The sequence below is a fragment of the Paenibacillus ginsengihumi DSM 21568 genome (assembly GCF_000380965.1).
Taxonomy (GTDB): Bacteria; Bacillota; Bacilli; order Paenibacillales; family NBRC-103111; genus Paenibacillus_G; species Paenibacillus_G ginsengihumi.
Map to the genome: position 1 here is coordinate 13412 of NZ_KB905577.1, position 12131 is coordinate 25542.

Here is a 12131-nt window from a genome sequence, read left to right on the forward strand (position 1 = left end):
TGAGCTGCACGCGGAATTTGCTGCAAGTGTTGCCCTCACGCAGAGAAGTGTTACGCCCGATCGACCCCGTACTGCAGCTTGGCGCCTTCGGAGCCCGCTTCGGCAGCTTCAGCCGGAGCGGCCGCCGCTCCCTCTCCCGCAGCGGACTCGGGATGAAATTCGCCTTCCATCTTGGCGATGACGACAGTGGCGACGCCGTTGCCGATCAGGTTCGTAATGGCGCGGGCCTCGGACATGAAGCGGTCGACGCCGAGCAGCAGCGCCATCCCGGCGATCGGAATCGACGGAAACGCGGCCAGCGTGGCAGCCAATGTGATGAAGCCGGAGCCGGTTACGCCGGCGGCGCCTTTCGACGTCAGCATCAGGATGCCGAGCAGCGTCAGCTGCTGCCAAATCGTCATATCGACGCCGGCGACCTGTGCGACGAACACCGCGGCCATCGACAAATAGATGGACGTTCCGTCGAGGTTGAACGAATATCCGGTGGGCACGACCAGTCCGACGACCGACTTGGAACAACCGTATTTCTCCAGCTTCTCCATCATCTTCGGCAGTGCGGATTCGGAGGAAGACGTTCCGAGCACGAGCAAAATCTCGTCCTTGATGTAACGAATAAATCGAATAATGCTGAATCCGTAAAACCTGGCAATCGTCCCCAGCACGACAAAAATAAACAGCGCCATCGTAATGTACACCGAGCCCATCAGCTTGCCGAGCGAGAACAGGGAGTCGATGCCGAATTTGCCGATCGTATAGGACATCGCGCCGAATGCGGCGAGCGGCGAAACCTTCATGATCATATTGACGAGGCCGAAGAACGCATGAGCCAGCTTGTCGAACAGCTCAATCACCGGCTTGGCGCTTTGCCCCATCGCTGTCAGCGACAGTCCGAACAAGATCGCAAACAGCAGAATCGGCAGCAGATCGCCGCCGGCCATCGCGCCGACAACGCTTTCAGGCACGATGCCGAGAATAAAGTCCACGATGCTGTGCTCCGATTCCGCGGCAGCTTTCGTATACTTGGAAATATCGCCGGTCGCGCCAGACATATCGATACCGGAGCCCGGCTTGACCAGATTGACGACGACGAGTCCGATCGCCAGCGCCGCGGTGGTAACGATTTCAAAGTATAACAGCGCCTTCCCGCCGATGCGTCCTACCTTCTTCATATCGCCCATGTTGGCGATGCCGTTCACGACGGTAAAGAACACGATCGGCGCGATGACCATCTTGATCAGCTTGATGAAGATGTCGCCGAGCACCTTCAGCTTCTCTCCGGTTGCCGGAAAGAAATGACCGAGCAGAATGCCGAGAATAATGGCGATAACTACCTGAACGGTCAAGTTTTTAAAATTCAGTTTCATGGAATCAACCTCTCTTCTCACGTTGAAGCCCTTAAGGTGACCCCATTGTAAAAAAAGAAAGCGATTTATAAAAGTATTCGGTCATACTGGTTGTTTTGGTCATTTCGGTCACGAGGCGCGGCGCTCCCGGAGCCGCTCGATCTCTTCGACCAGCCCGCCGCCGATCACGCTGCGATACTGCTCGTACACCGGGCGCATGGCCTCCTCCCATCTCCGCCGCTGCTCGCCTGTCAGCTCGTGAATCTCGATCGCTCCCGATGCGCGGATTTGTTCCAGCTGATGCTCGTGCATCGCTTTCGTTTCCTGTCTCATCCAGGCCGTCGTCTCCGCCATCGCTTCTTGAACGGCAAGCCGCAGCTCCTCGGGCATCCGTTCCCAGAAAGGCTTGTTCACGATGACCGCATAGCCGAGATAGCCGTGATTGCTGATCGTCATATATTTTTGCACAAGGTACAGCCGCTTCGTGTAAATGTTGGAAATCGTATTCTCCTGACCGTCGACGATGCCCTGCTGAAGATGGCGGTATACCTCGTTAAACGGCGTGCTGATCGTTGCCGCGCCCAGAGCGCTGAACTGGCTGGCCAGCACCTTGCTCGGCAATATGCGAAACGTCTGATTGCGGAAATCTTCCGGTTCGATCAGCGGATGGCGGTTGCTGCCCATCTGCTTGAAGCCGTTGCTCCAAAAGGCGAGGCCGTGCATGTTCTGCTTCTCCACGGTTCGGAACAGCGCGGCGCCGACGCGGCCGTTCAGCGCTTCGTCGACAGCATCCTGGTCCGGAAAAGCGAACGGAAGATCCATGACGAACCACGCGGGATCGATATTGCTCATATTCGAGAAGGACGGTGCGATCATCTGGATCTCGCCGCGCCTTAGCGCCTCCGCTTCGGTATTTTCCGAATGCAGCATGCCGTTCGGGAACACCTGGATCTCGACCCTGTCGTTCGTTTTTTGCTTGACCAGGCTTGCGAAATGCTCAGCTGCCAGGCCCTTCGGCGTATTCTCGGCGACAACGTGGCTGAATTTGATGACGATGCGGTCGCGCAGGCCGGTCTGCTCATGATCTTCGGGAAGCGGCTTCGACAAGCCCGGCCGAAAACCGATGATCACCGCGGTGACCAGACCGAACAGAACGAACAAGAGCATGCCGTACACCGGTCTCACGTCATCCCCTCCCCCAGTTGATATTTAACGCTTATTATTGCACAATACTATCACAACGTAAACTCGGTCGCCGGAGGAATAGCATGCATTTGGACAAGCTGCGGATTCATTGGAAAATCACGCTCCTCTCGTTCGGCCTCGTGCTGTTCTCCCTGGTCATCGGCGGCATCATCCTGCTCGGCAGCGTGGCCCGGCTGAGGGAAGACGAGATCGGCCAGCGGGTGATGATCACCGCCCGCACGATGGCGGGGCTGCCGGAAGTGCAGCAATCGATCGCCTCGCCGGACGGCTGGAAGCAGATCGCGCCGATCGCCGATCATATTCGCATCACCAACGACGTCACCTATATCGTCGTGCTCGATATGAACCGGAAGCGGCTGTCCCATCCGATCTCATCCCGCATCGGCGGGACGTTCGAGGATGCCGACGCCGACGCGGCGTTCGCCGAGCATACTTATTTGTCCAGAGCGAGCGGAGAAGCCGGCACCGCGGTGCGCGCGTACGTGCCGGTGATGGACAAGGAGCACCGGCAGGTCGGCGTCGTCGTCGCCGGCAGGCTGCTGCCGAGCCTCGGCGAAATGATCAAGGAGCAGCGGCAGTTCATTATCGTCACCATGCTGCTGTCGCTTTCCTTCGGCATCTGGGGCTCGTGGCAGCTCGCCCGCCATATCAAGCGGCAGATGTTCAATCTCGAGCCGCAGGAAATCGCGCGCATGTTCCGCGAGCGCAGCGCCGCCTACGAAGCGATGCACGAGGGCGTCGTGGCGATCGACACCCGGGAGATCATTACGATATTCAACGACCGCGCCAAGCAATTGTTCGGCATCTCCGGCGATGTCGTCGGACTTCCGATCCGCAGCGTGCTGCCCGATACCCGACTGCCGGAAATTTTGGAGCTCGGCAAGCCGATCTACAACCAGGAGCTGCGCGTCGGCAACGCGCGGATCTGGAGCAACCGGATTCCGATCGTCGATCGGCAGCAGACGATCGGGGCGATCGCCATTTTCCAGGACCGGACGGAAGTGACCCGCATGGCGGAGGAGCTGACCGGGGTGCGCGCTTTCGTCGATGCGCTTCGCGTGCAAAACCACGAATACATGAACAAGCTGCATACGATCGCGGGCTTGATTCAGCTGGACAAGAAGGAACAGGCGCTGCAATATGTGTTTGAGGCGTCCGAATACCAGGAGGAGCTGTCGGGATTTTTGCAGGAACGGTTCGGAAGCGATAGCATTGCCGGCCTGCTGCTCAGCAAGATCAGGAGAGGCAGGGAGCTGGGCATCGAGGTGGAGCTGGACCGCCGCAGCGGCATTGAGCGCTTCCCCTCCGCACTCGACCACCACGATCTGGTCATCGTTATCGGCAATTTGATCGAAAATGCGTTCGACGCGCTCGCAGCGGCGGAGCGGGAGCGCAAGGAAGTGTATATCAGCATCGAACAGGACGATGAGGTGCTCTCCATTTTGGTAGAGGACAACGGGACGGGGATGACGGAAGAGACGAAAGCGAGGATGCTGGAGCAAGGCTATACGACCAAGCAATCGGCCAACCGCGGCGTCGGGCTGCATCTTGTCAGCCGCATTGTGCACAAGGCGGGCGGCGAGCTGTCCTGTCAGTCGTCGCCGGGGGCGGGCGCGTCGTTTATCGTCAGTTTTCCGATGGATGAAACTACTGAAGGGAGCCGCGGCGGCGATGAAGCGCGGCAGAGGAGGAATACAAAGTGAGCGAATGGCGGACGATTCGGGTTGTGCTCATCGAGGACGATCCGATGGTGCAGGAAGTAAACCGCATGTTCGTGGAACGGGTGGAAGGCTTTCAGGTCGTCGGCATGGCCGCAAGCGGCGCCGAAGGGATCAAGCTCGTGGAGAAGCTGCAGCCGGATTTGGTGCTGCTCGATATTTTCATGCCTGTATTGGACGGGATCGAGACGATCCGCAAGCTGCGCTCCGCTCAGGCGCCGGTCGATGTCATTGTGGTGACCGCCGCGCGCGAAACGGATACGGTGCGCACGATGATGCGCAGCGGCGCCATCGATTATATCATCAAGCCGTTCAAATTTGAGCGGGTGCGGGACACGCTGGAGCGGTTCCGCGCGAACTATGAGGCATACCGCACGGACCGGCAGTGGACGCAGGAAGAGCTGGACCGGCTGCTTCGCCGCTCTTCCGCGGAAACGGCGGCGCAAGCCCCGTCCCCCGGCGATGCGGGCGCCCTTGCCAGCCTGGCGATCCCGCAGGACGAGCTGCCGAAAGGATTGAATGCGCTGACATTAAGGCAGATCATTCTATTTATGACGAAGCAGAGCGGCATGCTGTCGGCGGAAGAAGTGGCGGACGGCGTCGGCATCGCCCGGGTGACGGCGCGCCGCTACCTCGATTATTTGGCCAAGCAGGGCCGGATCGCGCTCGATATGCATTACGGCGGCGTCGGCCGGCCAGTGAACCGGTACGGCCTTCCCGATGAACAAAATAAACAAAAATAATAAAATGGACAAAAGGTTTACGCGCCCCCATGAAATCGGATACGTTGTGGTAGACGCCTATGACATGGCGAACTCTTTCGTCATCGGTCGTCACCTTCGGTGTTGAAAATTCGCCGATAAGCTTCGTCGAATTTTCAAGTTAGCTATGCGCTAAAATCAGCAAATATTGCGACATGGGGAGCGTGGACAACATGGCGATGCCAGCGGCAGCCAGCACGAACATCGTGCTTCGCCTCGAAATCGATAAAGCAAAGATGACCTTCGGACAAATCGCCACCGCCATCGGCGACGCCGGCGGAGACATCGTCGCGGTCGACCTGAACCGCACGGGCAAAACGACCGCCGTTCGCGACATTACGGTCAACATCCTGGACACCTTGAGCAAAGAGAAAATTGTAACCGTATTGCAAAACCTGGACGGCGTGAAGGTGCTGCAGGTGTCGGACCAGACGTTCCTGGCCCACCTCGGCGGGAAAATCGAAGTGACGCCGAAGCTGGCGATCAAGACGCGGGACGACTTGTCGCGCGTGTACACGCCCGGCGTGGCCAGCGTGTGCATGGCGATCCACGAAGAGCCGAGCCGCGCCTATTCCTTGACGATCAAGCGCAACACCGTCGCGGTCATCTCCGACGGCAGCGCCGTGCTCGGACTCGGCAACATCGGACCGGAAGCGGCGATGCCCGTGATGGAAGGCAAAGCGATGCTGTTCAAGCAGCTGGCCGGAGTCGATGCGTTCCCGATCTGCCTGGATACGCAGGACACGGAAGAAATCATCCGCACGATCAAGCTGATCGCCCCCGCTTTCGGAGGCATTAACCTGGAGGATATTTCCTCGCCGCGCTGCTTTGAGATCGAGCGCAGGCTGATCGAGGAGCTGGACATTCCCGTGTTCCATGATGATCAGCACGGCACCGCCGTCGTGCTGCTGGCGGGCATTTTCAACGCCCTCAAGCTGGTCGGCAAGCGGCTCGAGGATTGCAAAATCGTGCTCTGCGGCGTCGGCGCCGCCGGCATCGCCTGCACCAAAATATTGCTGGCAGCCGGTGCGACCAACATTGTCGGCGTCGATCGTGAAGGCGCTCTCGTACGCGGCACGACGTATACGCATGAGGCATGGAACTGGTACGCGGAGCATACGAATCCGGGCCTCGAGCAAGGAACGCTGAGCGACGTGATCGCCGGCGCGGACATTTTTATCGGCGTGTCGGGCCCCGGCGTGCTGAAGCCGGCCGACGTGCGGAAGATGGCCCACGACCCGATCGTGTTCGCGATGGCCAACCCGACGCCGGAGATCGCTCCCGAGGAAGCGGAAGGAATCGTGCGCGTGATGGCGACCGGACGGTCGGACTACCCGAACCAGATCAACAACGTGCTCTGCTTCCCCGGCCTGTTCCGCGGCGTGCTCGACTGCCGGGCGTCGCGCATTACGGAGGAGATGAAGCTGGCCGCCGCCCGCGCAATCGCTTCCGTCATCAGCGACGACGAATTGAACGAATCTTACATCATTCCGAGCGTGTTCAATCAGAGCGTCGCCGATAAAGTGCGGGAAGCGGTCATCCAGGCGGCAATCGCAAGCGGCGTGGCGCGCCGCAGGCCAAGCTCGTAAGCGCGGCAATCGAGTATGGGGGCGGCTAGCCCCCGTCCTCTCACACCACCGTACATGCGAGTCCGCATACGGCGCTTCTTCTGCGAATGCACTGGTCGAACATTTCGCAGTGCTTCTTCGCGGAGGCCAGTCGAAGTAGCCCAGTCATCCCATCAGATAACGGTTTAGCCGGGAGTATACAGGTCTAGCCTTTGACGGCTTTGGATTTCGTTGTGTTTGGGCAACTCATCCGACTAACCCTGCCTCAAATCCAGTTCGTGTACCTTGGCCCGTGCGTTTGCCTCCGGCTTCCTTCAGATTCCGCCTCGCGGCGGACACCCTTGCCCTCAGCTAACGGCAGGCGCTCGCTAGCCCCCGTTCGGGACTTTCACCCTGGAGATGACGCCCATGCTGGGCGTACGACGAAACAGCCGTCCGATCCTTATCCGTTCGGACGGCAGTTTTTCGTTATTTTCAGCTCGCGTCTTTATGGGCGGCCGTGACCAATCGCTCGGCTTGATGCTGGATAGCCGCTTGGGCGGCGGCGATGATGGCCATCGGAATGCGGTACGGCGAGCAGCTGACATAGTCGAGCCCCGCGCGATGGCAAAAGGCGATCGATTCCTTGTCTCCGCCATGCTCGCCGCAGACGCCGGTCTTCAAGGAAGGCCGCACGCTGCGCCCCGAGCTTGCCGCAAGCTCGATCAACTGCCCTACCCCTTCCGTATCGAGCACCTGAAACGGATTGTGCGGCAGCAGCTTGCCATCGATATAACGCGTCAAAAACTTGCCCTCGGCGTCGTCCCTGCTGTATCCGAATGTCAGCTGCGTCAAATCGTTGGTGCCGAAGGAGAAAAAATCGGCATATTCGGCGATTTGTCCGGCCGTCAAGGCCGCGCGGGGCACCTCGATCATCGTGCCTACCTTGTACGGACACGCCCTCTTCCGCTCCGCTCCCAGCACGCGCTCCGCCGTCTGATCGACAAGCTCGCGCAGCGCCTTCAGCTCGCTGACGTGGCCGACGAGCGGAATCATAATTTCCGGCAGGACCCGAATGCCCTTGTCCATGCAATCGGAGGCTGCGCAGAAAATCGCCTCGATCTGCATTTCGTATATTTCCGGGAACACAATGCCCAGGCGGCAGCCTCTTTGGCCGAGCATCGGATTCGCTTCGTGCAGCTCATGCACCTTGCGGATCATGCGCCGCAGCGCTTCCTTGTCCGTGTCGCCAATCGCCTGCTGCAGCTTTTGCTGAAGCTCGCCGACCTTCGGCAAAAACTCGTGCAATGGCGGATCGAGCAGCCGGATCGCCACGGGAAGCCCCTCCATCGCCGCGAACATGCCTGCAAAATCCGCCTGCTGCATCGGCAGCAGCCGCTTAAGCGCCTCTGCCCGCTCCCCGGGCGTATCGGCCATAATCATCCGCTGCATGACAGCCAGCCGCTCAGGCGCGAAGAACATATGCTCCGTCCGGCACAGCCCGATGCCTTGCGCGCCGAAGCGCCGGGCGATCTGCGCGTCTTCGGGATTGTCGGCGTTGGCGAATACTTGCAAGGTGCGGACTTCGTCAGCCCACTGCAGCATTTGCCGCAGCTCATCGGTCATCGCCGCTTCTTTCAGCGGCACCTCGCCGGCAATAACCCGGCCGCTCGCTCCGTCCAGCGTGATCCATTCTCCCTCGGCAATCGTTCGATTCCCGACAGCGATGCATCTTTGCTCCAGATCGATATGCAGCTCTTCGCAGCCGCAGACGCACGGCTTCCCCATCCCCCTTGCCACTACGGCGGCGTGGCTCGTCATGCCGCCGCGGCTAGTCAGCACGCCTTCCGATTCGAGCACGCCATGAATATCTTCCGGCGTCGTCTCCGGCCGCACAAGAATGACCCGTTTGCCTTCCTTGCTCCATGCGGCGGCCGTATCCGCATCCAATGCCGCGATGCCTGCGGCCGCACCCGGCGAAGCGGGCAATCCGACGGCCAGCACATCGGTTGCGGCGTCTTCGTCGAGCCTCGTGTGAAGCAGCTGGTCCAAATGCAGCGCTTCGATGCGAAGCAGCGCCTCCTGTTTGTCAAGCGTCCCCTCCCGAACGAGGTCGACCGCGATGGTTAAGGCCGCCTGGGCGTTGCGCTTGCCGCTTCTCGTCTGCAGCACGTACAGCTTGCCGTTCTCCACCGTAAACTCGATATCCTGCATATCCTTGTAATGGGCCTCCAGCTGTCTGCATACTTGTTCCAGCTGACGGTAAATATCCGGCCACTGATCCCGAAGCGCGGCAATAGCCAGCGGCGTTCTTGCGCCGGACACCACATCTTCGCCCTGCGCATTGATCAGATACTCGCCGAACAAACGGTTTTCTCCCGTTGAGGGGTTGCGGGTGAAGACGACGCCGGTGCCGCAGTCGTCCCCCCGATTGCCGAAAACCATGCTTTGCACGTTGACGGCAGTTCCCTGATCGTCGGGAATGCCGTTCAGGCGGCGGTACACCTCAGCCCTCGGGTTATGCCACGACGCAAATACCGCCTCCACGGCGAGCAGCAGCTGTTCGTGCACCTGCTGCGGGAAATCCCGGCCGGCCTTGGCTTGAATGCATTCTTTGTAATCGACGATCAATCGTTTCCATCCGTCGGCCGGCACTTCCCGGTCCTCCTGTACGCCGAGCTGCTGTTTCAATCGCTGCAGCAGCCGTTCGAAATGGATGGGCTCAATGCCCATCACGACATTGCCGAACATTTGGATCAATCGGCGGTAGCAGTCGTAAGCGAAACGGGGATTGTTCGTGAGCGCCGCCAAGCCTTCGACCGTATCGTCGTTGAGACCGATGTTGAGAATCGTGTCCATCATGCCGGGCATCGACGTCACCGAACCCGATCTTACCGACACGAGCAGCGGCTGTTGCGCGGAACCGAACACTTGTTCCTTGTCGCGTTCGAGCTGCTTCAAAGCGGCCGCGATCTGCTGCCGCACTTCGTCCGAAATCCGGCGGCCAGCTTGAAAGAAGGCGCGGCACGCCTCGGTCGTAATCGTAAATCCCGGCGGAACGGGCAGGCCCGCCCGCGTCATCTCCGCCAGGTTCGCGCCTTTGCCGCCCAATAAAGCTCTCATCTGCGCATTGCCTTCCGTAAATGCATAAACCCATCTCATTGTGTTTGTTTCTCTCCCCTGTTTATATTCCTGCAATCGGTCCCGCTGCACACGCCGTATATTTTTTTCACACCATTCGTTGGCAGCGTATCGATCACTTGACCGCATATTTTGCAAATGAGAATGCCCAACTCGCACTGCTGTTCAACCTGATCATGAATGTCGCTGTGTAAGCTGACCTCAGCATGAGGATTGTTGAAGCTTGTCATAACCGCTCTCCTCCTTGTGCATTTGCGATTCTTGGGCGATATAACGGGCAAAATCGATGACCCGGCAGGCGTACGCCCATTCATTGTCGTACCACGCCAGCAGCTTGACTTGATCTCCATCCGTCATGATGCTAAGTCCATCGACGACCGCTGATTTCGCGTTTCCTATATAATCCGAAGACACCAGCGGCAGCTCGTTATAATCGACATAAGCCCCTAAGCTGCCGGCGATCGCCTGCTCAAAAGCCGTTTTGACGTCCTGTGTCTTCACCGCTCCATGAAGCTGCAGCTGCACATCCAGCAGCGAAACGTCCTGCGTCGGCACGCGCAGGGAGACGCCGCGAATATGCGGAGCAAGATGCGGAAGCACGTCGGCCAAAGCTTTGCCCGCCCCCGTCGATGTCGGAATGATGGAGCTCGTGCACGATCGGGCGCGGCGAAGGTCTTGATGCGGATTATCCAGATGCTTCTGATCGTTCGTATACGCATGGACGGTCGTCATCCACCCTCGCTTCACGCCAAAAGCTTCGTCCAGGATATACAGAACCGGCGCCAAACAATTCGTCGTGCACGAGGCCGCAGACAGGAGGCGATGCCGCCTCGCATCATACCGCCGTTCGTTAACGCCCATGACGACGGTCAAATCGACATCCTTCCCCGGCGAGGTGATAAGCACTTTTTCGGCTCCGGCCGCCAAGTGCTTTTCCATGCCCGATCGATCGGTAAACTTCCCTGTCGCATCAATGGCCAGCTCCACGCCAAATTCGCGCCAAGGCAGCGCATCGGGGGAATGCCGCCCGGAAATGAGCGTGATCCGCCGGCCGTTAATCGTCAACGCCCGGTCTTCAACCTCGATTACCGCATCCCATTTGCCGTGTACCGTATCGTATTGGAGCAAATGGGCCAGCACGCGCGCAGAGCAGGTCGAATTGACGACGCTGATCTCCAAATCGCCGCATTCCTCCGACAAGGCTTTGCGCAGGCATAGCCTGCCGATCCTCCCTGTACCGCTTAGAGCAACCCGCAACACCTAACGCCCCTCTCATTTAATATGACATACTATTTATATTTATTATGTCATAATTATACGTAATGATTGTTTGATGCGCAATATATAAATGAACTATGTCGTTATAAAAATGATTTATCGCGCAAAATAGCGACACGATCCGAATATATGACGTCTTAAACGAGCAATGATCCCCTCGCCCCGCTGCTTGAGCGCGCACATGGCGGCTTCCGGGCCGCTGGCGACGTGCGATGAGGGTGGATTGTTCGTCATAGGTGTCTATCCTGAACATTCGACGAAGGTCGTTGGCGAGTGTTCAGCACCGAAGGTGGCGACCGATAATAAATGGAAGCGATTGCAAAAAGCGTCTTTCCCTATGGGACCTGAACCAGCCTTACGCCCAGCGGAATGCATTCGGCGCCTGTTCGATCCACCGATGGGAGCACGTGGGCCCGGCTCATATTGGAGCACGTAAGCTCAAACCCCAAATGCCCCCTGTTTGCGACACGGGCTTAGGGCACCAGCGGACACAGGACGCTGCCTGAGGCACGGGCCGGGGCAATTGTCATAGGCACATCTGGATCATTCGGCGAAGTCCGCCGACGAAGATTCAGTACCGCAGGCGGCCGGCCGGCGCAAAGGAATCGCCCGTGCTCGTGTCTTCGTCATAGACTCCTCATCCCCTTTTGCGCTCCCGCGAACATTGGCCCATTGACACTAAGTATTATTTGTATTATTATGAGTAATACTTAATGAAAATGAAAGGAGGCCTGTCATTTGCTCATCTCGCTTCAGTTGGACAGCGATGTCCCGCTTTACGAGCAGCTGCGCAATCAGATTGTGATCGGCATCGCTACCGGCGCGCTGGCGCCGCAGGAAAAGCTTCCCACCGTCCGCCAGCTGGCCGAAGATCTCGGCATCAATACGATGACCGTCAACAAGGCGTACGCGCTCCTGAAGCAGGAAGGCTACATCGCGATCGACCGGCGGCACGGAGCCAAAGTCAGCCCGGCTCTCCCCGGCGATCCGGCTTCCATGTGGCAGATCGAGGAGCGGCTCGAGCTGATCATTGCGGAAGCGGTCATCCATGGCGTCGATTCGTCCCGGTTCCAGGAGGTGTGCTCGCGTATTTTTTCCAAAATGAGTTATCGGCATTCTTAAGTCTACACACAGGAG

Annotated in this window: 9 protein-coding genes; 4 read left to right on the plus strand and 5 right to left on the minus strand. The window is 58.8% G+C overall.

The genetic code is table 11. The annotated features are described in order from the left end of the window. Positions 1-50 precede the first annotated feature (50 nt). Positions 51-1364, minus strand: coding sequence for a dicarboxylate/amino acid:cation symporter (locus F591_RS0115380; RefSeq protein ID WP_019535511.1), 1314 nt, complete (start codon positions 1362-1364; stop codon positions 51-53). 108 nt (positions 1365-1472) lie between these two features. Beyond that, entirely contained in the window at positions 1473-2528 is a 1056-nt protein-coding gene (locus F591_RS0115385; RefSeq protein WP_019535512.1) for a DctP family TRAP transporter solute-binding subunit, read from the minus strand. A gap of 83 nt (positions 2529-2611) precedes the next feature. Here F591_RS0115385 and F591_RS0115390 point away from each other — a divergent pair, with 83 nt between their 5' ends. The 3 genes from F591_RS0115390 to F591_RS0115400 all read left to right on the plus strand — a co-directional run bounded on the left by F591_RS0115390 (position 2612) and on the right by F591_RS0115400 (position 6617). Next, a complete protein-coding gene (locus F591_RS0115390; protein ID WP_019535513.1) occupies positions 2612-4252 on the plus strand; it encodes an ATP-binding protein in 1641 nt (546 codons plus the stop codon). Then, entirely contained in the window at positions 4249-5010 is a 762-nt protein-coding gene (locus F591_RS0115395; protein ID WP_019535514.1) for a response regulator, read from the plus strand. Before F591_RS0115390 ends, F591_RS0115395 begins: the two co-directional genes overlap by 4 nt. A 191-nt stretch (positions 5011-5201) precedes the next feature. Further along, on the plus strand, positions 5202-6617 hold the full coding sequence (locus F591_RS0115400) for an NAD-dependent malic enzyme (RefSeq protein WP_019535515.1): 1416 nt from the start codon (positions 5202-5204) through the stop codon (positions 6615-6617). A gap of 453 nt (positions 6618-7070) precedes the next feature. Here F591_RS0115400 and ppdK read toward each other — a convergent pair whose 3' ends face one another. Genes ppdK through gap form a run of 3 tightly spaced genes read right to left on the minus strand, consistent with a single transcriptional unit; the run spans position 7071 to position 10973 of the window. Further along, a complete protein-coding gene (gene ppdK / locus F591_RS0115405; protein WP_019535516.1) occupies positions 7071-9737 on the minus strand; it encodes a pyruvate, phosphate dikinase in 2667 nt (888 codons plus the stop codon). Continuing rightward, complete coding sequence (locus tag F591_RS28235; RefSeq protein ID WP_019535517.1) at positions 9734-9946, minus strand: GapA-binding peptide SR1P; 213 nt, start codon at positions 9944-9946, stop codon at positions 9734-9736. Before F591_RS28235 ends, ppdK begins: the two co-directional genes overlap by 4 nt. Continuing rightward, positions 9918-10973, minus strand: coding sequence for a type I glyceraldehyde-3-phosphate dehydrogenase (gene gap / locus F591_RS0115415; protein ID WP_026326648.1), 1056 nt, complete (start codon positions 10971-10973; stop codon positions 9918-9920). Before gap ends, F591_RS28235 begins: the two co-directional genes overlap by 29 nt. A 759-nt stretch (positions 10974-11732) precedes the next feature. On the opposite strand from gap, the gene F591_RS0115420 reads away from it, so the two are divergent. Next, the gene (locus tag F591_RS0115420) at positions 11733-12116 is read left to right on the plus strand and encodes a GntR family transcriptional regulator (RefSeq protein ID WP_019535519.1); all 384 of its coding nucleotides are present in this window, start codon (positions 11733-11735) and stop codon (positions 12114-12116) included. Positions 12117-12131 lie beyond the last annotated feature (15 nt).

Coding starts and splice junctions, on each gene's coding strand:
- F591_RS0115380 (WP_019535511.1), bottom strand. CDS start 1,364: ATGAAACTGAATTTTAAAAACTTGACCGTTCAGGTAGTTATCGCCATT.
- F591_RS0115390 (WP_019535513.1), top strand. CDS start 2,612: ATGCATTTGGACAAGCTGCGGATTCATTGGAAAATCACGCTCCTCTCG.
- F591_RS0115400 (WP_019535515.1), top strand. CDS start 5,202: ATGGCGATGCCAGCGGCAGCCAGCACGAACATCGTGCTTCGCCTCGAA.
- ppdK (WP_019535516.1), bottom strand. CDS start 9,737: ATGAGATGGGTTTATGCATTTACGGAAGGCAATGCGCAGATGAGAGCT.
- F591_RS28235 (WP_019535517.1), bottom strand. CDS start 9,946: ATGACAAGCTTCAACAATCCTCATGCTGAGGTCAGCTTACACAGCGAC.